This window comes from Nonomuraea sp. CX421 (assembly GCF_059358955.1).
The window spans coordinates 109,027-131,787 of sequence record NZ_JCADBK010000023.1; the positions used below are offsets into that span (position 1 = coordinate 109,027).

Genomic DNA, 22,761 nt, shown 5'->3' on the forward strand with positions numbered 1-22,761 from the left:
GCACGTTGATTGTCACGATTGTGGCGGCTTTCGTACTGGCCGGTTGCGCTGAGGAGCCGGACCAGCCGTCCCCCATCGGCACCGACGCACCGGTGATCGTCCCACAGGGTCCGGGCACTCCGGCACGCACGGCCACGCCCGGCGAACGCATCGGGCAGGGGGGCGCGCGGCCGGAGGCGGCCGATGTCCGCTTCGCCGAAGGCATGATCCCGCATCATCGTCAGGCGCTGGAGATGACCGGCCTGGTGGCCGAGCGGACGACCGACGCCGACGTGCGGCGCTTCGCCGAGCAGATCGCGATGGCCCAGCGTCCCGAGATCAGCCTCATGTCGTCCTGGCTGTCGGCCCTCGGCCGCCCGATCCCCGCCGAGCACGCGCACGGCCCGGCCGGATACGGAATGGCCACGCTGGAGGAGATGAACGCGCTGCGCGCGGCCCGGGGCACGGCCTTCGACCGGATGTTCCTGGAGCTCATGATCAGGCACCACGAGGGCGCGCTGAAGATGGCGGGGGAGCAGTTGACCGGCGGCCGCGACCCGGACATGCGGCGGCTGGCCGCGGACGTCTCCTCGGGTCAGAGCATCGAGATCGCCCGGATGCGCAGGGTGCTGGACGCGCTTCCGGGATAGGCCGTCAGGACGGCCAGAGCATGTTCGTCAGCTCGGCGTCGAGGTCCATGAAGTCGACCTCGCGCCCCGCCGGCACCTTCTCGTACGTGCGATGCAGGAACTCGGTGAGGGGGGCGAGCGGCACCTCGAAGAGCGCCTGGCCGAACGGTGACGTCAGGCTGATGTGCAGGGTGCGCTCGCCGTCGGCGCGTGCGGGCCAGACCTGCACGTCGCCGTCGCCTACGCGTCGCACGATGCCCACGGTGAGGAGCTCGCGGGCGAAGATCCACTCGACCGGTTCGTCGTTCCCTACGTGGAAGGCCATGCGGATGGCGTACGGGTCGTCGGCTGTGTAACTCAGTCCGGCGAGCAGGGGGACGGTTGTACGGTCGGGGACCACAAGCCGAAGGCCAAGCTCGGCGGAGACGGTGGTGCTGTTCATCGTCAGCCAAACCTTTTCGTCGAAGGTCCCCTCTTCGGGGCTTTCACTGCTCTGACGGACTTCGTCCTGAGCTATGACGCGGAACGAAGAAACCCGTAGGAAAGATTCCGCTACTGAGGCCTTCTGTAACGCATATCACAGCTGGACATTTAGGCATCTACCTGGCTAAACGGCATCAATCGGGTTGTATTTGCGAGGGTTTTGCGAGTTGTCGAGCCGGTCCCGGGCGGCCCCTTCGTGAACGTTTCTGGAGAAAGGATCACGATGGGTGCCTACCGGAACAGCTCGATGGTATGCCAACGAGCCCCTACGCCGATGGGCAACCACCGCCTTTCACTCGAATCCCTACCCTCCGCCGCCCGCCGCCTCACTCGAGGGCGATCGCGCTTCGCCAGAGGGTGCCAGAGTGCGGTATGGTTTTCCCGTCGGCGCCGCACGGAGCCGCACAGGGCGGGCGATTAGCTCAGCGGGAGAGCGCTTCGTTCACACCGAAGAGGTCACTGGTTCGATCCCAGTATCGCCCACCGCATCACAGCAGGTCAGAGGTCGGAAACCGGGAACGGGATCCGACCTTTGTGCTGTCTGGACCGTCGTTGGACCGTGGCCCCGGCCGTCACTCACTCGGCCGGACCGCCACGGGGTGGCAGGTCCCGGCACCCTCGCCGCGGTCCAGGCGGTCCGCGATGTTCAACTGGTCTGCCTTCTCTGGGCCGCACTCCATGAGCGTGTACCCCAAGAGGAGGGGGTGCTTATCGTAAGAATCTACGATGTAAAGCCGTCGGTGCTAGTTGCTCTGTGGGCCGCGACGCTGGAGCGAGATTCCGAGCAAGCGGGGATGTCAGCAGTCGCGAAGTATGGTGAGCAGCCCTTGAAGGAATCCCAGCGCTCCGAGGTGGTCGAGATCCCCACGCATTGCGGCGGTCCGCTTCGCGGGGCGAAGACGTTCGGCTGTCCGCCAACCTCGTCGGCGCTTGGGCCACCTCCTCCAAGGGCACCTGGGCGCCGGTCGTCTGGCGTCGGCCAGATCTGATCATCGTCGATGCCGGTCCGCGTACGCTGTGGCGTCACTACCGGCTCACCGGTCTTGGTGGTTCATGCAGCCTTGGCGCCCGAAGGAGGTTCGACGGCATCCGCCGGGTCCCGCGCGGTCCGCTCCTCCAGCCGTTTCCCGAGGCGCACGCGGTGCTGGCGGACCTGGGCTTAACTCCCGATCCTCGTCGTCCTGGGGACTGCGGGTTTTAGTCGGGCTGAGCGCTATGGGGATTCGATGTTAACGGGGTGACCTGCCCAGCGAGGCTGGCATGAGTATCCCAGTGACTCAAACGGGGTCTTCCTGTCGATCTGACAAAAAGTTATGGTGTGCTCATGCCCGACGCATGGCAGCCGCCGCGCATCATGCTCGCGGTCGACCTGGTGATCCTGACTCTGCGCGACGCGCGCCTGCACGTCCTGCTCGTGGAACGCGGCATCGACCCGTTTCGCGGGGCCCTCGCCCTGCCGGGCGGCTTCCTGCGTGACGAGCACGAGGGCCTCGAGGCGGCGGCGCGGCGCGAGCTGTCGGAGGAGGCGGGCCTGTTCGACGTGCACCTGGAGCCCTTGGCCGTGTACGGCGAGCCGGGCCGCGACCCGCGAGGCCGCGTCGTGTCGGCCGCCTACCTGGCCATCGCGCCCCGCCTGCCGGAGCCGATCGCCGGCACCGACGCCGCCGACGCCTCCTGGATCTCGGTGGACGACGCCCTGGCCCGGGGTACGAAGCTGGCGTTCGATCATCGCCGCATCCTCGCCGACGGGGTCGAGCGTGCGCGTACCAAGCTGGAGCACACCGCCCTGGCCACCGCGTTCTGCGCCGAGACCTTCACCATCTCGGAGCTCCAGCAGGTGTATGAGGCGGTCTGGGGCGTCCGCCTCGATCCCCGCAACTTCTACCGCAAGGTTCAGGGCGCCCGAGGCTTCATCGTCGTCGGCGGCCCGATGCGCAAGACCCCGAATGGGCGGCCCGCCCGGCTCTTCAAGGCGGGTCCGGTTCACGTCCTCAATCCCCCGATGACTCGGCCTTAGGAGGTCGATGGTCATGATCGTGATTCTCACCGCGCTGGATCTGGAGTATCAGGCCGTCCGCGCGCACCTGACCGACCCGCGCGTGCACCGCCACACCGCGGGCACCCACTTCGAGCTCGGCCGCCTCGCCAGCGACGGGCTCCGGGTGGCCCTGGGCCTGGTCGGCAAGGGCAACCACCCTTCGGCGGTGATCACTGAACGGGCGATCGCCGAGTTCTCGCCGTCGGCGCTGTTGTTCGTGGGGGTCGCCGGAGCGCTGTGGCCTGGCATCGGCCTGGGCGACGTGGTGGTGGCCACGCACGTGTACGCCTACCACGGCGGCACCAGCGAGGACGACGGTCTCAAAGCCCGCCCGCGCGTCTGGGAGATCGCCCACGAGACCGACCAGATCGCCCGCCACCTCTACCGCACCGAGACCTGGACCCGCCTCCTGCCCGTGGGCGCGGGCGTGCCCGCGGTGCGCTTCGGCCCGATCGCGGCCGGCGAGGTCGTACAGGACTCCGCGATCTCCGCGCACGCCCGGTGGGTGCGCGAGACCTACAACGACGCGCTCGCGATAGAGATGGAATCGGCCGGTGTGGCGCAGGCCGCCCATCACAACAGATCTCTGCCGATGGCCGTGGTGCGCGGCATCAGCGACCGCGCCGACGGCACCAAGTCCGCGACCGACGGTCTGAACTGGCAGCCGAAGGCGGCGGCCAACGCTGCCGCGTTCGCCGTGGCCCTCGCGCAGGAACTGGCCGTGGAGCACGAGACCCATCCGGCGAGCAAGGCGAGAGAGGCGAAAGGCATGACCGACAGCATGAAGAACGTCGCCCGCGACAACGCCCGGGTGGGAGTGCAGGCCGGGCAGATCCACGGCAACGTCACCATCGGCCACCCGCCCCAGAGCCAGGCGGCGGGCCCTGCGGCCCAGCTCGCAGAGCTGCGCGACCGGCTGGCCAGAGCGCGCAAGGCCCAGGAGGTGGACGAGGACACATTCACCGCCGCGGCGGAGGAGATCGCCGTCGCCGCCGAGTCGCTGTCCGAGAGCACCCAGGAGGGTAGAAGTAAGGCGGTGATCGCGCTCAGGAAGCTCCGCGGACTCCTGGCGGACGTGGCGGAGCTGGCAGCGCACGTATCGGCCATCATCGCGGCCATCCGAGGCGCCTTGTGAACGATTCCCACTCCACCCCGACCAACCTCGCCACGGACTCGGCGAACGTCGCCGTCCAAGCGGAGGCCATCCACGGATCTGTCACCGTCTACCAGATGAAGGCCACCCCTTCGCCCCAGGAGACCTTCAAGCTGGGCCTCAACTCCCTGCGTGGCGGGATGGCTCAGGAGGCGCGCGAACACATCCGCGACGCTGTGATCCTGCGCGACTACGTCAACGGCCGTTCCTGCTTCTATCTGCTGCTGGCCCTGCTCAGCGGACGCACCCTGCAACAGGTGCCCCCGAACGAGATCGCCATGCTGCGCTGCGTGCGCGGCGCACTCAAGGACGACGACGAGTGGACCGACGCCATCAAGCTGGTCGACCACCTCCTGACGTCCCGCCCTACGGAGGGCGGGGCCGCCGACATCGAGAAGGAGCTCCAGGAGCTGACCGACGAACAGCGCAACGATGTCCTCCAGCACATGGAGATGTTCTTGGACAGCTCCGCCGAGGACGCACTCTGGGCCCGCGCCTTCGATGAGGCCAGGAGCGACCGCTGGGCGAAGGATCGACTGCGCCGGGCCTGGAAGTTCTTCCAGCCAGAGCCCGCCGGCGCGCGGGTACGGCCGGCGGATCCTGTCCGCATCAGACCCGGCACCTGGACCGGAGCCACGGTGACCACCACGCTGGCCCTGGTTACCGTCGGCTTCATCGGCGCCACGGCATGGCAGCACGCCGGGACGGCGGCGCTGTCCGCCCTGCTGGCTCTCGCGGCCGGCTGCTACGCGAGTGTGCGCAGCGGCGTGGAGTGGCGGTGCAGGAAGGAGCGCCGCCAGGCGAAGGACCACGAGTATCTGCGCCGACCCGCGGCCACCACGAGCGGTGACGGTTTCGCCAGCAAGATCGACCGGCAGTTCGACCATTATTTCGCGTTGTACACCCCGCGTGGCGCGGACAGGGCCCAGTGGCTCACGGAGACGGCGGGCGTCCGCCGGGCCTTACGCGACGAGGTCGTCACCATCTACCGGGAGAGCACGGTCAACGCCAAGCGGGTCGCGTGGCTCACCAGATATCTGGTCGCCGACGTCGCGCGCCGCTGGCAGGCGGGCACGCTGTGGGACTACCGAAAGGAGACGCGCGTCCCCATGCTTGTGAGAGGGATGTGCGTGCTCGCCGCGATGGCGGCGGCTGTGGCAGGCGCCTTCCTGGTCTGGAGCGGCGCGCACGTCAGGCCGTTCCTGGTGTCGCCGGCCGCGCTCGCCGCCGTGGCCTTGGTCTGGTCAGCGGCTCGCGTCTGGCTGCGCATCGCCGCGGAGTACAGGCGGCACTCCGCCGACGAGGCGGAGAAGAAGAGCCTGCTGGCCGGCCGCCAGGCGGCCTTCGACCGGTGGAAGCGCAGACTCGCGGACAGGCCAGACGATCTCGAGATGGCCCGCTGGCTGGAGTGCGACCGCAAGGCGCTGATGGAGGAGGCGATGGGCCTCTACCGGCTGAAGCGGCATGACGTCCTCGCCCACGCCTTCATCGAGGCGCCCGCCACGCCCTCGTACGACAGGGCACGCGTCGAGAAGGGGCCTTGGCGCTATTCGAAATACAAGATCCTGCTTTTCCTGCTCACCAAGGACGGCGTGCGGCAGTTGACCGTGCACCTCGACTTCCGGAAGGCCACCATCCGCAGCCGGGCACGCACCAACTACCGCTACGACGCGTTCACCTCCGTCCAGGTGGCGGAGACCGACAACGGAGAGAACGTCTTCGAGCTGACGCTGACTAACGGCGCTCCGATCAGAGTCAAGGTGACCGATCCGCCCACAGACGTCACCGAGAATGAGGACAAGGATCCGCAAGGGGCGTCACAGGTGACCCTCGGCACGGCGGGGCTTGGCAACGCCCTGCACGTCCTGGAGGGGGTCGCCGCCGAGGGCAAGGAGTGGATCGTCTTCGAACGCCAACGCGAGAAAGTCCCCCTCGCCGAGGTGAGCAAGGCCCTGAATGCCATCTTCGCCTGACCAACCAAGATCGACGGTGAATGACCATCGACCAGAATAGGCCTTGACCTGTCGGTAGGGCGGGTAGAACTCGAACCCACCACCCACGGATTATGAGTGCGCTTCTTAAATGCCGCTGGGTGCCGTGAAGTGCCGCCTTGTGTCATTCTAGTCGCATTTATCGCCGCCGTCGTGCCGGGTAATGATCGCGCGTGCCGGGTCGTATTGCGTACACGCGAGCAACTACCGAGCAACCCCATATCCTTTGCCGTCGGCATTATGCGCCATTTGTTCGCATCCCATTGAGTGGATCGTGTCCGAACAGGGCCAGGTCTCCTTGGCGATCGAACGTGTACGAGCAACCGTTGAGCAACCACAGTCCGTCGAATGAGCGGCCAACAGGATGGCGCTTCTCTCCCTTCGCGAGCACAATCAAGCCCTGGCCCAAGCGTTCCCGCTGCGCACCGTCCCCGATCCAATCAGGGATCCAGAGCGAATCGCTGACCTGAACATACGCCGACGAGCCCGGCTCGGCGGTGTTCCTCACGAGCAGCCACATGCCGCTTGAACTGCATGGATGGAGTTTCGGCAGGCACACGGTCAAGGACAAGGACGTGGCGCGGTTGTCCCCGCTGGGCCACACCCACCTCAACTGCGTGAGTTGCTACGGGATCCACCCACGCTACGGGGAACTCTCAGTTCGGCGGCGTCTGCTCGGTCCTTTGAGGCTTGGTGTCAGGCGTAGACTGGAGGTCGCTCGCTTGCCCGGCGTTAACGAGAGGCCAGCCTTGTTGGGGGCCACGTCTGCCTGGGTGCTCTATTCCGATCTCGGCGAAGTCAAGGACTAGACCAGCGGAGCCGATCGAGGATCGTTGGAGAGCCTCCAGTGCATCAGGAACGTTGTCCGTATACAGCAGAACGGTGAGCGACTCAGTAGCACGGGAGCAACAGACATAAAGTAGTCGGCGTGTCCTCTCCAGGACACTGTCGCGGCCTTCTCGACGCGCTGTCTCATCGGCTTTAGAGAGCTTTCGCAGACCGAATAGCTTGTCGTAGGAGAAGTGAGAGTGCGTGCCTTCTGCGTCGTCTAGGACAACGAGAACATTGGGAAACTCGGCACCTTTTACTCCTTGCTGTGTGGAGTACGGCGACTCGCGGCGCACATAGTTGAAGTAACCTTGCAACTCGTGGATGTCGCAAGCCATGAAGGCATCAAGTACCTCGCTGTCACCGTTGGCCCCAGCGGATATGTCGCTGTCGCCGCTGGTGGCCAGATGATCTACCCACCGCTCGTCGAGTTCGACAAGGCCATAACTGGAGACGATCCGCAGGGACTTCCCGACTGAGTCCGGGCCCCCTTTTGCTACGACGCCTGCAAGTTCGGTGAGGCCATGTTTGAGCGAGCCGAGGACGATGGTGAGATCGTCGCCGGCACGGATGTTCTGGATACGGGGGGAGTGGGTACGGAGCAGTGCCATGGCGTCGGAGGAGTTTGCTGGGGTGGCTGCCATGGCAAGGATCGCCGTGCGGAACGGCGTGAGAGGCCAGGCCGTGCCCTCGTCGAAAGCTTCACTCAGGCTGGCTGACGCGCCGTCATGGAAGCAGGCATAGAGAGTCTCGAAACGGAGTCGCCGGGCGGCCATACGGTGAGTGATCACGAGCACTTTGAGTGCCGACTGAGCGTCATCGTTCAGCCAGGCGTCGGGACTGTGTCGGTCGGCCAGCCAACGCCGAACCTCGTGCAGGGTTATCAGGCTGTCCTGGGTGCGAGGGGCGACGATGACTGTGACATCTCCCTCGCGCTGCTTCTCGATAGGCAGTCCCGATTTCTGCACCAGGTTGTCGCTGCCTGAGCGGATGGCGTTGATCGCCGTCAGGACCTGCGAGGGTGAGCGGAAGTTCTCGGGCTTCTTGATGTCCTTCCAACCTGGGTCGAGGTCGATCGAACCGACGCCCGTCGCGTAGATGCGCTGCATGGGATCACCGAAGAATCCCAAACAGAGCTTGCCCTCGTGTTGAAGTGCGAGTCTCCTGAGGGCATCCACAACGGCAGGGAAGGTGTCCTGGCTTTCATCGACAAAGATGTAGGGGTACTCAGCGACTGTCAACTGGGCCAAAAGGGGATGGCGTGCCAACATCGCAGTCGCCAGCTTTATAACGTCATCGTGCCCGACTATGCCTTTGCCGTAGTTGCTGCCTGTGCCGTATGTGAAGCGACGAACAGAAACGACCTCTTTGGCCTGCCGCTCATAACGTTCGATGCGTTTTCTCGTCTCCTGGCGTCGCTTGGCACCGACGCGGTTGCTGAAGCCCCGTTCGGACTCAATGTCCGCTGCCAGCCTTTCTTGGATGCGCTCAGTGACCCACGACGCTATGTCGCGCTGGAACGGATTGATCAGAGTCCAGAGGAAGGCGTGAATGGTCGAAACGTGAAAGATAGAGCCGTGTTGTACATCGGAGCGGATCTCTTCGGCCGCAATGTCGGTATAGGTGATGCAAGCAATCTTCTGCGATCTGGCGCGTAGGGTCTTGCCGTGCGAGGCGGCGACGTGCGCCAGAGCCTTAACCAGGGTGGTGGTCTTGCCTGAGCCTGCGCCAGCGACAACTCGGAAGCACTGAAGCGGCCTCTGGTCGAGCAGCGTACGCAGCTCGCGGTCGGCAGAGGTATCCGGCGAGGCGATCCGAGAGGTCATACGTCAGTGCCCACCCTGGGATTGGGGGCCACCTCGATCACTTCGGCACCCAACTGCGACGACAGCCACCGGAGTCCTACAGCAATGTAGGTGGGCGTCACCCAGGCGCCCATATCGGCGGTCATGAGATTCAGAGCGAACCGGGTCTTGTCGAAGTTGCGTACTCGGCGGAAAATCCGCTCCTGTATTTCGCTGATATCGGGTGGTGTCTCGCGACGCTTGACCACACGCAGTCCGAGATCCGCCTGCTTGTCCTCCTGCGTCCACTGGAGGTTTTGCAGAGCGAACGCCTCCTCCAGAGTGCGGCCAGTAGTGCTCTCGCTCTGGCCCTGCCACTCCGTGCTTGCGGATGTCTGGTAGGCCACCCTTACATAGGGCAAGGCTTTGGCAAGTTTTTCTTCGTCGGCGGCCGCCAAGAGGTCGGTGACCGAGGTGCGGCAGGGAACCCACGAGATGAGGATCGGGTTGTCGGTGACGGCATCAGGGGTTCCTGCCAGGCACGGCGTACCCGAGGAGTGTGACACCCGCGTAGAGACCTCGGGGTCATCGTCGTCAGTCTCATCGGTGGAGGGTTGCGCCCTTGGCAGGACGCTGTCGAGGTCGGTGACGATAAGGGTGGTGAGTCCCAAGAACTGAATGAGGTTCTGGAATTTGTGAGCGAAGGCTCCGCCCACTTCCAGCAGCGTCAAGTGACACGATTTGAGCTCGGGAACTTCCTTTTCGATCATGAGAGGCAGGAGCAGGCGCTCTACGTTTCCCTCGACGAAGACGGCTGCGTCTGCGAAAAACAAGTCGCAGTGGGTGAGCTTGAAATACTGGAGAAGGAAGTCGCGGGAGGACTCTGCCTCGCCGTCGTGGAAGAGTGAGAGATTCTTGACATCGGTATCAGGGACGCCGGCTCCCCCATCACGCCGCTGGAAATAGCGAATGGGGCGGAAGCTGCTCTCGTAAATGACATGTGCCGAGTGCGTCGTGAGGACTAGCTGCGTGTTGCAGCCTTGTGGATCGCGCAAGATTCCTCTGATCTTGCGGGTGAAGACCTGCTGTAGTTGGGCGTGCAAATGCGCCTCTGGTTCCTCGATCATGACCAGATGCACGGGTGGACGATCGTCCTCTATTTCCTGCCATGCATTGTGGAAGTCGAGTATCTCGACCGCCATGTAGACGAGGTTCTTGAAGCCAAGTCCGTTGTAACGATCCGGCAGCGTTGCTGGTTGGCCGTCAGAGCTCCCTGGCAGTCCGGGCAGAACGTAGTGCACTCCTGCGTTCTCGTGCACCAATGTCTCTGGCTTGAGGGATGTCTTGACCACAATCTCCGGGTTCGAGAACCCGGGATAGCCAAGTGTACGGATGTTGTTCAGGGTGTTATCGAAGACCGCGGCGAAGTGTTCGTTGAGGCTCGCCTCAGAGGCGGCCAAAGTGTTGAGCGCTTCCGGGTTGATTTGGTACTTGTCGAGGTTGCGCCGGTAGAAACTGCTGAGCTTCTTGGATAGATCCTCGGCGCGGCCGTGTGAAGACGTGTCGGAAAGATGCCGCTGGGCGTCCATGAAGTCGACCCGGAGTAGCGACGCCAGCACGCGGTGACCTTCCGCGGTCGAGACAAATGGCGCGGGACGGTAGTCCTCGGGATACTCCCCATCGTCATCGAGTCTAGTGTGGTCAAGGATGAAGTAGCGAACTTCATATTCGGTTCGTAGGCGCTTTTCTAGATACGCCGTCATGTGCTGCGGCCACGATTTATAAGCCGCTTCTCGTGTCTGAGGTGTCGCGTTCGCCCGTGCTGTACGGTAGTTGTTGAGCAGAGATGCGTCGTTCTTCGGGCCGTATTCCAGTCGGATGCCAACGGGTGCCTGTTCCCAATCGAGTGTAGGGATCAGGTTCTTCACACGGTGAAGGCTGTCTGCGTCGACAGCGAACCAGATGTCCAGCGATATGCGCGGGAAGATTGGTTCCTCAACCGAGATCTGCTCGGCGAGATGATTGAAGATGGGCCAGCAGTCGGCATTGAAGTCGTACAGAGAGAATGTTTCTCTTCCACTCAGGAAACACTGCAGAGCGTGTGAGACGGAGGTCTTTCCGCTGTTGTTGGCGCCGACAAAAATAGTCGTTCCTGTTTCCAGGTCAACTCGGACATGCTTCAGTCGACGGAAATTTCGAATGTGAAGTGACTGGACGTGCACGCGCAACCTCTCGCCGCATCCTGCTCGATCGTCACGGCGGCCAGTGTGAGCGGGCTCAAGGCGCGGCTCGCGAGATCCTGACCAACCGTGATGGATCGTACACACTGAGATGGGGTGCACGTCACTAGTTTAACAATGGGAACGTTTCAGGACTGCTGTCTCATGCGATGGACTGGTAATCCGGCAGTTGGGGGCTTCCAACAGATTTCGGACAGTTGGTTATACGAGCTAAGAGAAGCCCAGAAGGGGTAGGTACGTGACGTCGCAGGTAACCTCACCGGAGTCCAAGCAGAAGCCGCCAGCATAGTGTGCCGCTCAAATATAGGGTTATGGGCCTGAGCTGTGGTTATGTGGCGTTGCGGTGTTCGTTGATCGTTCCCATGACGAAGAGCTTTTCGGCGAAGATCCTAAGCTCAGTGAGGTCGGTCACGTCGCAGGCAGGCTGCGTTGCGATGTCCGGTGGCCTGTGTTTCCGAGGCTGGTGCGGACGGTGCCCGTTGTAGAAGATTAGATACTCGCGGAATACGAAGGTCAGGTGGCGTTCGTTGAGGATCAGGCTCCGGTCAGGAACTCCCGGCGTGGGGCGTTGATGACCCACTCGGCCCGACAGCCACCTGTCCACCAGCCCGAGGGACAGGCCGATGAAGGGACTGTACACCTGGACAGACCGATCGTGTGGCGGTTGACGGCTGGGACGGGATCCTGATGCGGGAAGGCCATCGCCTACGGCATGCTCGAGCGCCTCACAGTGCTGCTGGCCAGGACGAATCTGCCGCGCGTTGGCAGCGAATGGCTCTGCAGGCTACTGGAGGCCGGTAAGCACCCGCGCTGCAAGATTCCCGGTCGAGGGCTGACCTCAAGTGTCCCTGATGGCCGCCTGTACCGCTGCGTTCGCAACGCTCAAGGGGACGCGTTCCTGCTCGATTCGCCGATGACCCTGAAGTGCCGGGTCAAGCAAGCGCTGATACACCGCCCGCTCGGCGTCAGTCAGGTGTGGCAAGGGTTTCGGGATCCCAGGCCGTAGTGGCTTGCCTTTGCGGTCGGTGTTGGTGCCGAAAGGTTCGTAGGCGTCGTAGGTGGCCTGGTCCATGAGGATGCTGGTGGCTAGGACTCCGTCTTCGCGCCATCCGTTGAGAATCTCGAAGCCGTAGGAGTCGAGATCGCCCCAGTACAACAGGTGGCGTGAGCTGGTGAGCCAGCTGAAGGACGCTGCGGCTTTGCCGCCGAACCCGTCCCCCTCTACGGCGATGCCACCAGGTAGTGGCGGGAAGTGGATCGCGGTGTCCTTGTTCTCGGAGACGATCACAATATCCGGCTGATATGCCGGTGTGAACACGTCGCCGACGGTTGCGCTGTCGTGGCGGCGCCCGCCGATCGCGCGGTGGCCGGGATCGAGGTAGGTGAAGTGGATCCGTGGTGGGTGGGCCGGCAGCAGGCCGAGGTTTTCCCGGCCTGCGAGGTTTAGGATCAGTGGTTGGTGGGTGTTGAGCCATTTGGCGTGGACGCCGGGGATGGGGACCTGTCGTGGGGTGTATCCGGAGGCGTCGTTGCGAGTGAACCAAGTGGCGACTTCCAGCAGCAGGGCGAAGTCGGTGTCGGTATGGCCGTCCGTGGCGCGGATGATGCGTTGTGGTTCGGGCGCGGCGGGGAAGAAATCGGCGAGCAACGCTGCTCGGCATCGGCCGCGTTCGAGCCGTTCGGCCCAGCCGCCGCCGACGACGGCGGCGGCATCGTCGGGGGTAAAGATCTCCAGGTGGCTGGGCACATCTTGGACGGTGGTGAAAACCTGCCGCGGCGCGGTGTGCAGTCGGACGGGGTGTTGCGCGACCCAGTCGTGCCAGGTACGGATTAGTGGGTGAATGGTCTGCTGCCATCCACTTTCCAGTGCGTCCTTCTTGTCGGGCACGCTCAGCGGAAACTTGTGCGGCCACGCCTGGCTGGCTCCGACGGCCTGGTCGTGCCAGGTGTTCTCCAGCCTTCGTCGAGCGTCGGCGACAACCTGATGTGGAGTCTTCACGCCGGCCCCTCATCGTCCGAGTTCTGATGGGAGGGTAGCTGTAGCCTCGGTTCGATCGCGTTGACCGACGAGTAGCCTTTGGGACTCTTGACCATCAGCAGAACGCGGTCGGCGTGGGGCTCCAGCGAGGTGAACTTGTCGAACGGCGCTCCGATGATCAGCTGGAATCCCAGGCCCTTCCACGCATCGACCGAGCGGCCGGTGAACTCGCTGTCAGCTTTGACGAACCCTTCGTCGAGGAACACCGGGGCGTAGCGGGGCCGGACGTTCTCGTCGTCGCCGAGTTGGAAGCGCAGCGCGGCCCCGACAATGAACGCGACCAGTTCTTGGGCCTCGCCTCCCGACTTTCCGCCGATCCTGTCGAAGGTGGCACGCTCGCGCCCTTCGGCATCGTAGGCAACGGCGGTGACGTTGATGTGCTTGCGGACGTCCAGGAAGTAGTCGCGAGTGTTCTTACCCCGCCCCTCGGGGCGGATCTGCTTCATGAACTCCTGAAGCCGGGCGAAGGCGGCTTGGACGTTACTGTCGGTCATGCCGTCGACGTTCAGGCGCGCCAGAGCATTGAGCTCGCGTTTGAACTTGGTGATGTCGTCGCGCTTCAGGATCCGCAGTTCGATCTTTAGCCGGTCGCGGCGTGCGCCGAAGGGCAGCCCGGCCAGGATGTTGTTGATGGGTGTGAGCCGATCGATGATCTCGTCGATGGCGTTGCCGAACGCTCCGGCGAGAGGGACGAGGTCTTGGCCGGACCAATCGGTCAGGCGTCTGGTCCACTCCTCGCGACGTTTGTGAAGTCCGGTGGTCAGGATCCCGTCGAGGATCTTGCGGTAGGAGGGGTAGTCGTTGATGGAGTCGGACAGATTCGGGTCATTCCAGGTGTGCTGGTAGTGGCTGAACACCGTCTCCAGGGCCTGAGTGGCTTGCTCCGCCTTGGCTCGGGCTTCCTCGGCGGATGCGGCCAAGCGCTTTTCGAGACGTTTGACGCCCGTGGTAAAGCCGGCGAGATCGTCGGCGGTAGCTACCTCGGCGAACTCCGTGTTCAGGTACGCGGTGTGCTCGTTGGTGAGGATGACTGCCTGTTGGGCGTTGATCCGGTCGATGGTGGCGCTGACGGCGTCTTTTCGTTCGACCAGCTCATTCCACGCCTTGTCGAGCTCTGCCATCCGGGTGTCGGCACCATAGTAGGCCTTGTCCGCCTTCACTAGTTCCTGCTGGACGCCTTCCAGGTCGGTGCGGAGTTTGCGCAGCGTGTCGTCGGCCTTGAGGGTGTCCTCACGCAGCCGCTGCTTGGCCCGGATGTCGTTTTCGATGCCGTCTGGGTCGATGTCTCTGAAGCGGGCGACGGCTAGGACGTGGCCATGGGCCACGCGATCGTCGGCCAGTGCGTTGATCTTCCGGTCGGCATCAGCCCGCTTTTGATCATGGCGGGTCAGCATCTTCTCGATCTTCTCGAGGTCCTCGGCGATCTCGGCGAGGCGTTCGGTGCTGGTGAAGCCGATGACGTTAGGGGCACCTCGTTCGCCATGGGCGCCGGAGGTGCCCGACCGGGTCTGGCCGCTTGCGGTGACACGAAGGCCGGGGCCGCGCAGCCCCTCCGGGCTTTCCACGCACAAGGCGTCGGTGTTGTCAGCGGTGAGGCGGTTCTGGACCCACGCCGTGAACGGGGAGTCTTTGTAGTCGAGTTTCCCTGAGATCCGATTGGGCTGCCGGGTACGTGGCCGTGCCGTGGCAGTCAGGTCTACGCCTTCGAAGCTGATTCGCCCTCGCAGCCGCAGCGGATCGATGATCTTCGACACGTGGTCCAGCCGATTCGCGTCGACGAGCATGACCCTGACCAGTCCGAACAAGGTGGTCTCGATGGCTTTGCGCCAACCCTGGTGATCGGCCGGGACGTCGATGAGTTCGCCGACGAACGGCAGCATCTCAGCATCGATGCCGGTTTCTTCGGCGATCTGCATGCGGATCGCGTGGAGCTTGGGATCCATACGGCCGGCGCGGCCGGACAGGGACCGTTGTTCCTCGAGCAGTTCACGTTTAAGTGCCAGCGGCTCGCGGGCCTCGTCTCTGATCGCGTCTCGCTCGTCGCGAGCGACCTTTGCGGCTTCTTCGTAGCTATCCAGAAACGCTGTGGCAGCGGTCTGCGCGGCGGCGAAATCGGATTCCTTGGACAACGCCAGGTGTAGGCGCTGCGTATTGGTGTCGAAGGTCTGCCGTCGGGACCGGGCAGCCTCGCGATCCTGTTCGAGTTGCTTGACAGCCCGCTCCAGGCCGGTGATCGTGGCGTTGGCTTCATTGCTGCCCAGGTCGGCTTCCAGGTTGATCTTGCGGTCGGTGAGCTCGGTGCGCCGCTTCTCCGCGACGGTTTTGTCGGTCTTGGCTTCGCCGTGCCGGATGCGGTTCGTGATCTCGGCCGTCTCCAGGAGCTTCTCCTCGCACGTCAGCTTCCACAGCCCGAACGGGGAATCACCGGACACGATGTGGATGCCGAAGCCGTCAATGAGCCGGGCTTGGGCCAACTCGGCTTCACGGGTGTCGTTCAGCCCTGGGATCGGCTCCAGAACTCTAGCCTTGGCTTCCTCAGTGGCCATCGCTGTATGGGCGTCCTCCAGGTCGCCGAAGTGCTCCAGCGCCGCATCCGCTGCGGCATAGGTGCCGGGCAACTCCAGCACCATGGCGGTGTACAGGTCGTTGACGGAGCTGACCTGGTGGCCGGCCTGAATACGGGCCAGCAGTCGCAGCGCCCGGGCGCCGTCGCCGCCGACGCCGATGCCCAGGCGAGTGAAGAATGCCTGCGAGAACGCGCTGTAGCTGTCGTGCATGCTCAGGTTCGGGAACGCGGCGGTCACCGAACGCCGATCGAACTTGTCGGCAGCGAAACGTTCCAGGGCACGCAGGTCGATGGCGCCGTCGATCGTGCACATCTTGCGGACCAGGTCGCTGTCGCGTACCGCCGAGCGCGGAACGTAGTACAGCCGCGCAACGGTGTAGCGCCGCTGCCTATCATCAATGAATGTCAGCGCAATGGCGCCCCAGGTGGCGCTGTTTTGTCCCCGCAGCACCTGGTCGGCGAGTTCCCCGGTGGCGCTGTCCCGCCCGATGTCTTGCTTACCGCGCAGGTAGGACAGCAAACTGCGCTGGTCCGCGCTGCGGGCCCGGCCGACGGTCGCGTCGTTGGAGGCCCCGTTGAACGGCACCGAGGAGTCCATCATCACGGCGATGTAGGCGTCCAGGAGCGTGGACTTTCCCGTGCCGGACGCCCCCGACAGCAGCGTCGAAGTGGGCGAGAACGACACACTGGCGTGGCCGGAGAATCCGCCCCAGTTGACCAGCTGAAGAGTCTCCACCTTCCACTGCGTGATGCCGGCGTCAGCCCCAGGGACATAGAACATCGCGTCCTGATGTACGGTCACCCCAGCGCCTCCATCTCCACCGCGTCTTCCACGACTTGCAGCTCATCGTCGATGTCGGTGTCGAGGTCCTCGGCGGGCGAGCCCTGGCCGCGGTTCTTGGCGATTAGCCACTCGTGCAGCTCGGCCAACCGGGCAAGCGGCAGCAGGACGGCGATGACTGAGGAGATCCGCAGCCGGTCAGCGTCGTTGGTTCGGGTCAGGACCCGGCTGGCGACCATGTTGTCGACAGCTTTCTCCGCGCGCCCCTTGTCTCGCGACCGGTCGGTGGCATGTGGTGGCCGGAAGGTGGCGATGTAGTCAAGCAATTCCTGCCGCTCGACTGTGACGTCGTCGTGGCCGGCCTGCTGCTCGACGCGGTACCGGTGCCGCAGACACACCAGCAGGATCGTCTCCTCGCGGGTGTAGGCGGTGTTTTGCAGCAGGGTGGGGAAGTCGGCGCCATCGGAGATGACCTTCCGCTTGTAGGCAACCTCGTGCTGCAGGTCCAAGTGCAAGTCGAGGAACATATCGTTAAGCCGTGACTTGATCAGCAGGCTGTGTTCGCGGATGGCACGCCACTCGGCGGGGTTGCCTGTGGCGGAGACGAACTTGTTCCGCATCAGGCACACCAGCGCGCGCCGTTGCTCAAGAGACAGGCCACCTTCGTCGCCGGAGAACAGGGCAAGAGTGGATCGGTCGGCGTCGCTGTCGTCGGAGAGATCCTCGCCTGTCGCAGAGGATTGCTCGTCGTATCCGCTCGGCGCTTCCTCAGGGCGGTCGTCCGTCTCCGACGGATTGGGCTCAAGCATCGGGGAGTCCCTTATCAATTGCGGCGCCGAGTCGTTCGGCGTGGTGGGAGGACAGCAAGGCGGTTGGGGCCAGGAAGGTGCGGTGGTGCCCGTCAGGGCGGATGGCGCGGAACTCTTCGGTGGTCCCGTGGGCGATGGAGGAGTCGTCGAGGCCGGAGAGTATGTGGAGAAGTCCCAGGATCTCCACCGGTCGGCGAAGATCGGTCGGGAGAGCGTTGAACACCTGTGCTGCGGTTGCCACGCCGAACTCCGTCAGCGCGTCGATGAGGGCGGCTCGCATCTGCTCCAGTGACGGGCCGCCCACGGCCCTCAACTCCTCCACGCTCGGCGGGGTCGGAACGTCGTCGTCGGCCGGCCGCAGAGGAGGTGGAGGGGCAGCTGCGGCCGGATCGTACATCTTCTCCCGCAAATGGCCGATCTTCGCCACCGGCGGCAACAGGTCAACGTCGACCATCGATCTAGGCCCCGCGGTTTCCATCCAGGTCATCAGCTCCCGCTGGATACCGCGAAGGACACGCTCCAGCTCACGCTCGGCGAGCGGGTCGTTGTTGACAATGTGCTCCTTGAGCGTCTTGGACAGCCGGTGCCGCTGGTCCAGAACGTCCCTGGTGCCCTGACGGATCACTGTGACCGTGCCGCGCAGCTCGGTGACGTCCCGTCCGTCGAGGGCCTCGGCGGCCGGGTGGCCGAGCAAGACCTGGATGTTCTCGCGCAGCTCGTTCATGAGCTCTGCGTCTCGCAGCAGCTCAAATGCGCCGTCGAAAGCCCGTCCCTCGGGAGTCGTCCGTAGTAGGCGGTCCTGGCTCTCCAGATACTCGTCCAGAACCTCGCCGACCATCCGCTCTTCGTCACGTAGGTCCCGCAGGATCTGTCGGTGCATATCGAGCATGGATTCCTCGACGCGTTTGAAATCCGACGGTAGCTGGCCGATCAAGTCCATGAGGTTGGCGTATCCGTCGAGCATTCGATCCTCGGATGCGGCGGCCACGGCGCCGCCGCCAGCGATGCGGTCGCGCTCGACCTCCAGCTCGCGGATCTGAGCGTTCAGGCGATCGACACGATCCTGGGGATCTGCTGAGGCCTCGGTCGCCCAGCGCCGGACCGTGTCCAGGATCATTGTCAGACGGGACTCGGAGACCAGCGCCCGATCTCGTGACAGGTTTTGGATCAGGTCGAGAGCTTCCAGTGACGACGATGTTAGCGAGTACACCAGGCTGCCGTCCGGGGCGTTGTCGCGGTACAGCCATTGGTTCTTCACCCACGTGTTGCACAGCGCGCGGCCGCTCTCCGAGGCTGGCACCTCGATGCCTTCACCGAGCATCTCGCCGAGGTACGTGTCGACCTGCGCATGAAGGGCGTCCACCTGGATCGAACGCTGGTCACGGGAAAACGCGCTGCGCAGCACAGCCACCCGGAATGAGCCCCATTTACCATCAAGCAGTCTCAGAGTAGGGCGAGCTAGGGCATCTCCGGCACGTGCCAGCTCGCCGACAACTCTACTCATCCACCCACCTGCCATAGTAATCGCACGGATTTCCCGTCACAGGGTAAGCTACGCGCAAGACCGCATATCGCTATGTCGTATTCACTGCAATTCACGATCAGCGAATGATGGATCTGTGAGACCTGCGCCATCGTTGCTACTCGATTCGGCTGGAATCGTAAGGCACGCTTATAGCTGCGGCAGAGCGGATGGAGAAACTGGGCAAGCCACGCAATGCCGCCGAGACTAGCGTCAGTGCCTTGCAGCAGCTCGAAGCGTTGATCACCCACCTTGTAGTCCATCGAGTTCGGGGTAGGCCGCTGTCGCCAGCCTGGACTCGTTCGTGCTGCAGGCGCAGGTAACGATCATTGACGTGATCGAGGGGCGCTTGAATTCGGCGCGGTTGTGGCCGGACACCTTCAACAGTAGATAGCCAAAGCTGTGGCGTAGATCGTGTGACCGCAGAGTGCGGAGGTCTCGCTCGCCGTTGCCGCTCTGCGGCGTCGTGCAGACGACCGATCCTACCCACGGTGGTGTTGATTGAGGGCTGGGACGGTTGCACGCCGGCCAGTAGGCGGTGATGGAGTGCCACCTCAGGAGTGGATCACAGGTGGGCGAGCGGCGATGGATTGGTGGAGTGCGTTCGCCACGGCGTGGACGAGCGTGACCTGAGAGGCGTCCCAGACGAGATTGAGGCCGCTGTGGCTGCGGAGGGTGAGTCTGCCGTACAGCAGTATGGGCAGGCGGGCGTTGTTCTTGAAGCGGCGGTCGGGGCCGCCCTTGACGTTGACATAGCGCCAGGTGGAGTCCACGACCGTGCCGTCGCGTGGCACCGGGCCTGCTTCGATGAAGCGGGAGTGTTCCACGCCGAGTTGGAGGTGCTGGTAGGCGAGGTCGGCGATGTGGCGGCCGTCCCCAATCAGGACGCGGTCGGGGAGGAAATGCACAGACAGGCTGCCCGAGGTGAGGGTCGGGACGGCGACGTTGGTGATGAGGATCCGTGGTCCGGCCAGTTGGGCGGTGGCGTTCATCCTGCGCAGCAGGTTGGAGGCGCCGGCGTTCACCTTGAACTGGTGGGTGGTCGTGATCGCGCCGGATGCGGTGATCAGCCAGAACCCGTGGGCCCGTTGGAGGCCGGTGATCGCGTTGACGAGGTGGTCGAAACGTGAGGCGGCCTCGTCGGTCACGTCGTACATGACGACCACCGCACGAGCCGCCCGATCGCGCAACGCCACCCAGAGCACGCAAGGCAGCCCGACGGCGACGATGACCAGGCCGAAGCGTCCTGTCACCAGCCCCGCGACGAGCAGGGCGGCCAGGGCGAACGGCCAGTACGGCCGGCGTCCGGCGGCCTTCTGCAACTGCTGGACGATGTCGCTCGGCTGGGACGGGACCAGGCTGACGACATCGTGCATGACCACGTCACTGCCCGGCGCGGCGGTCCGGTAGGAGACCGCTCCGCCTCCCATGCGCACGACGTTGCCGCGGGGGCCCATCCCTGCCCGAAGGCCCGGGATCGCGGTCGAGACGCCCATCCCGGCCTGGCTGAGGGTGAAACGGAACGGTCCAACCCTGAGGTTGGTGCGCACATAGAAGCCCACGATGAGGAATCCTTTCAACCCACGTGCCCGTTACCGCGGCAGATCGAGGTCCTGGAGATCGTGTATCGCATCAGACCTAGTCTTGACGGCTCTGACCAAGGCGAAGGACGTGGAGATCATGACGGCGGCCATGAGAGCCGGTTCTGATCCACTCGCTGTGATCGGAACCGATAGTCACGAACGCTCAGTCTGCGTGAAGGATCTGAAGACGCAGCAGTTCGAAGGATGCGCGCCCATAGCCGTCCCTCTTGATCCGCTTGATCCGATTCACGTTGCCTTCGACTCGGCCGGAGTTCCACTGCATGCTCAGTCCCGCGGTCACCGCGGCCAGGTCCTGGCGGATGCCGTTGACCAGGCTCTTTAGGGGCGGGAGGTCAGTGGCTTCGGCTTGGTCCAGCCAGGCAGGTAGCCGGTGTCCGTCCAGGGCGGCCATCATCTGCGCGAACGATTCCACGCAAGCTGCGACAGCCTCAAGTTCGGGGCATCGGGCCAGCAGTTTCTTCAGCCGGAGTGTGGCGTTCTCCTCCAGGTGCTCGGGATCGCTCGTGATCAGGTGGGTGGCGCGGCGGACCGAGAGGTGCCGGGTGACCTTGGGGGCGGGCTTTCCGCTCACGCGCACGGCCTGCAGGTGGCGGCGCACCGTCCTCTGGCTACCGGTGTAGCCGCGTTCGCGGATCTCCTCGAACAACCGCGCCGCGTCAGTGCAACCCTGATTCCATCGTTCATGCAGGTAAGGCAAGAACGGATCGACCCGCGAGCCGCGTCGTCCGTCCCGGACGGGAGCCAGGTCTTCCGGTGTGACGGCGTGGGCGTAGCGGCGCACGGTCTTGCGGTCCAAGCCAAGCGCCTCACCGATCGCGGAGATCCCCACCCCCTTGGCCAGCAGGTCATGGACCGCGGCGTGCCGTTCACGGCGCTTGGCGGCTCGTGCTCCCTCCCACTGGGCCGGGACACCGCCGATGGCAACCGCCTGCAGCGGAGTCGACGCCGGCTGCTCGGAGGCGTCCTCGACCGGCTCGGACAGGCAGGCTCGGTGCAGCAGGACGCACTTCTCCACCGCGTCGCACACGTTGCGCCAGACGTGGAAGCGATCCGCGACCTGCACGGCTTCCGGCGCGGCGGTGCGTACGGCTTCGGCATAGGCGCCGCCGCGGTCACGGCAGACGATCTCCGCACCGGGATGGGCACGCAGCCACGCGGTCAGGGTGTCGGCAGTCCGGTCGGGCAGTACGTCCACCCGCTCGCCGGTCTCCATGTCCAGCAGGATCGTGGCATACACATGCCCCTTGCGGGTGGCGAAGTCGTCCACCCCCAGCACGCGCGGCGCCCTGTCCCGCGACTGCTCGGGACGGCGGCGCAGCAGCCGCAGCAGCGTGTTCGCGCTGACCGTGATTCCCAAGTCCTCGGTGAGCCGCGCTGCGGGCCGACCCGCCAGAACCAGCATGAGGCGCTCCAATAAGCGTCGCAGCCTCGGCGTGCGACGGGCGAACCGCTCGGTTAAGCCCTCGACCTGCTCCACGAACGTCGTCCGCTCACACGTCCGTGCCGTGCAACGAAAACGCTGCACCAGCAGATCGATTACCATCCGGCGTCCGGTCAGCGTCACATCCGCCAGCCGGCGCCGATAGCTTCCATGCCGTCGCTCCGACCGAGTGCCACAGGCCGGGCACCTCGCCTCAGGCGTGGTGGTCCTGGCCGCGACCGTCACCGCGAACTCCTCTACCCTGACCTCCTCCACAGCGACGGCTCCAGCATGATCACGTAGAGGAGAGAGCACACCAAAGTCACACGCGCCAAGATCATGCCGGATTGGGCGAGGTCACGTGATCGGTTCACAGCGAGTGGATCAGAACCGAACTCACAGGCCATTGACAGATCATGGTGTTGCGTCGAGTTGGCGGTGCTGCGGCGTCAAATCGTTCGGTCGGCCGAAGCTGGTTGGGGCCTACACGCGTGCACCTCGGGCGCTTGGGTCGTGAGTCTATGGTCCTGCCTGAACTTCGGTTCTTGATTGCACTGAATGTGACCACGTGGCTGAGATACCTATCTAAACGTTCCTCTTGTCTGGGGCTGCCGTTGCGAGACCCGTACGTTGCTTGTGAGACGAACCGGGAGGCGAGCGATGACAGGCAGCGACGACAGGCAATGCGTGGTGTACAAGCGGTGCGGATGCAGCGACGAGGTCAGCGGCAGGCGGCTGGGTGACCGTTGCGGCCGGTTGGCCGAGGTGGGGCATGGGAGCTGGTATTTCGCGGTTCGAATTGTGGGGGCGTCGGGTTGGGTTCACGTCCAGGGAGATGGTGTGCGGGTGATCTAGCCCATGCTGTGGTGCGGGTGAGATCCATGTGACAAGAGACG

16 protein-coding genes and 1 tRNA gene are annotated in these 22,761 nt (G+C 64.3%); 5 read left to right on the forward strand and 12 right to left on the reverse strand.

Annotation, left to right across the window (positions count from 1 at the left end):
* Positions 1 to 20: 20 nt before the first annotated feature.
* On the forward strand, positions 21 to 629 hold the full coding sequence (locus AC5L3X_RS31145; RefSeq protein ID WP_494861737.1) for a DUF305 domain-containing protein: 609 nt from the start codon (positions 21 to 23) through the stop codon (positions 627 to 629).
* A gap of 4 nt (positions 630 to 633) precedes the next feature.
* Here the strand turns inward: AC5L3X_RS31145 and AC5L3X_RS31150 are convergent, their stop codons facing one another.
* A complete protein-coding gene (locus AC5L3X_RS31150; protein WP_189127954.1) occupies positions 634 to 1,050 on the reverse strand; it encodes an SsgA family sporulation/cell division regulator in 417 nt (138 codons plus the stop codon).
* 452 nt (positions 1,051 to 1,502) lie between these two features.
* Between AC5L3X_RS31150 and AC5L3X_RS31155 the strand changes: the two genes are divergently transcribed.
* The 4 genes from AC5L3X_RS31155 to AC5L3X_RS31170 all read left to right on the forward strand — a co-directional run bounded on the left by AC5L3X_RS31155 (position 1,503) and on the right by AC5L3X_RS31170 (position 6,255).
* Positions 1,503 to 1,574 (forward strand) — tRNA-Val (locus AC5L3X_RS31155).
* An 841-nt stretch (positions 1,575 to 2,415) separates the two neighbouring features.
* The gene (locus AC5L3X_RS31160) at positions 2,416 to 3,108 is read left to right on the forward strand and encodes an NUDIX hydrolase (RefSeq protein WP_494861738.1); all 693 of its coding nucleotides are present in this window, start codon (positions 2,416 to 2,418) and stop codon (positions 3,106 to 3,108) included.
* Positions 3,109 to 3,121: 13 nt separating this feature from the next.
* Positions 3,122 to 4,264 carry a 5'-methylthioadenosine/S-adenosylhomocysteine nucleosidase family protein gene (locus tag AC5L3X_RS31165; RefSeq protein ID WP_494861740.1) on the forward strand — a complete coding sequence of 381 codons (1,143 nt, stop codon included), beginning with the start codon at positions 3,122 to 3,124 and terminating at the stop codon, positions 4,262 to 4,264.
* Positions 4,261 to 6,255, forward strand: coding sequence for a hypothetical protein (locus AC5L3X_RS31170; RefSeq protein ID WP_494861742.1), 1,995 nt, complete (start codon positions 4,261 to 4,263; stop codon positions 6,253 to 6,255). Before AC5L3X_RS31165 ends, AC5L3X_RS31170 begins: the two co-directional genes overlap by 4 nt.
* 256 nt (positions 6,256 to 6,511) lie before the next feature.
* Here AC5L3X_RS31170 and AC5L3X_RS31175 read toward each other — a convergent pair whose 3' ends face one another.
* The 11 genes from AC5L3X_RS31175 to AC5L3X_RS31225 all read right to left on the reverse strand — a co-directional run bounded on the left by AC5L3X_RS31175 (position 6,512) and on the right by AC5L3X_RS31225 (position 22,180).
* Entirely contained in the window at positions 6,512 to 6,793 is a 282-nt protein-coding gene (locus tag AC5L3X_RS31175; protein WP_494861744.1) for a hypothetical protein, read from the reverse strand.
* 136 nt (positions 6,794 to 6,929) lie between these two features.
* Positions 6,930 to 8,927 (reverse strand): UvrD-helicase domain-containing protein, encoded by a 1,998-nt coding sequence (locus AC5L3X_RS31180; protein ID WP_494861745.1) that lies wholly within the window; start codon positions 8,925 to 8,927, stop codon positions 6,930 to 6,932.
* Positions 8,924 to 11,107 carry an ATP-dependent nuclease gene (locus AC5L3X_RS31185; RefSeq protein WP_494861747.1) on the reverse strand — a complete coding sequence of 728 codons (2,184 nt, stop codon included), beginning with the start codon at positions 11,105 to 11,107 and terminating at the stop codon, positions 8,924 to 8,926. The genes AC5L3X_RS31180 and AC5L3X_RS31185 overlap by 4 nt, the downstream gene beginning before the upstream one ends.
* A gap of 346 nt (positions 11,108 to 11,453) precedes the next feature.
* A complete protein-coding gene (locus AC5L3X_RS31190) occupies positions 11,454 to 11,765 on the reverse strand; it encodes a hypothetical protein (RefSeq protein ID WP_494861749.1) in 312 nt (103 codons plus the stop codon).
* Positions 11,766 to 11,963: 198 nt separating this feature from the next.
* A complete protein-coding gene (locus tag AC5L3X_RS31195) occupies positions 11,964 to 13,124 on the reverse strand; it encodes a Wadjet anti-phage system protein JetD domain-containing protein (protein ID WP_494861751.1) in 1,161 nt (386 codons plus the stop codon).
* Positions 13,121 to 16,531, reverse strand: a complete 3,411-nt coding sequence (locus AC5L3X_RS31200) for an ATP-binding protein (RefSeq protein WP_494861752.1) — start codon at positions 16,529 to 16,531, stop codon at positions 13,121 to 13,123. Before AC5L3X_RS31200 ends, AC5L3X_RS31195 begins: the two co-directional genes overlap by 4 nt.
* Positions 16,528 to 17,319: a DUF4194 domain-containing protein gene (locus tag AC5L3X_RS31205; protein WP_494861754.1), complete on the reverse strand. Its 792-nt coding sequence runs from the start codon at positions 17,317 to 17,319 to the stop codon at positions 16,528 to 16,530. The genes AC5L3X_RS31200 and AC5L3X_RS31205 overlap by 4 nt, the downstream gene beginning before the upstream one ends.
* Positions 17,312 to 18,838, reverse strand: a complete 1,527-nt coding sequence (locus tag AC5L3X_RS31210; RefSeq protein WP_494861756.1) for a DUF3375 family protein — start codon at positions 18,836 to 18,838, stop codon at positions 17,312 to 17,314. Before AC5L3X_RS31210 ends, AC5L3X_RS31205 begins: the two co-directional genes overlap by 8 nt.
* Positions 18,820 to 19,104, reverse strand: coding sequence for a hypothetical protein (locus AC5L3X_RS31215; protein ID WP_494861757.1), 285 nt, complete (start codon positions 19,102 to 19,104; stop codon positions 18,820 to 18,822). Before AC5L3X_RS31215 ends, AC5L3X_RS31210 begins: the two co-directional genes overlap by 19 nt.
* A gap of 291 nt (positions 19,105 to 19,395) precedes the next feature.
* On the reverse strand, positions 19,396 to 20,403 hold the full coding sequence (locus AC5L3X_RS31220) for a hypothetical protein (RefSeq protein ID WP_494861758.1): 1,008 nt from the start codon (positions 20,401 to 20,403) through the stop codon (positions 19,396 to 19,398).
* A gap of 184 nt (positions 20,404 to 20,587) precedes the next feature.
* Positions 20,588 to 22,180 carry an ISL3 family transposase gene (locus tag AC5L3X_RS31225; protein WP_494861759.1) on the reverse strand — a complete coding sequence of 531 codons (1,593 nt, stop codon included), beginning with the start codon at positions 22,178 to 22,180 and terminating at the stop codon, positions 20,588 to 20,590.
* Positions 22,181 to 22,761 lie beyond the last annotated feature (581 nt).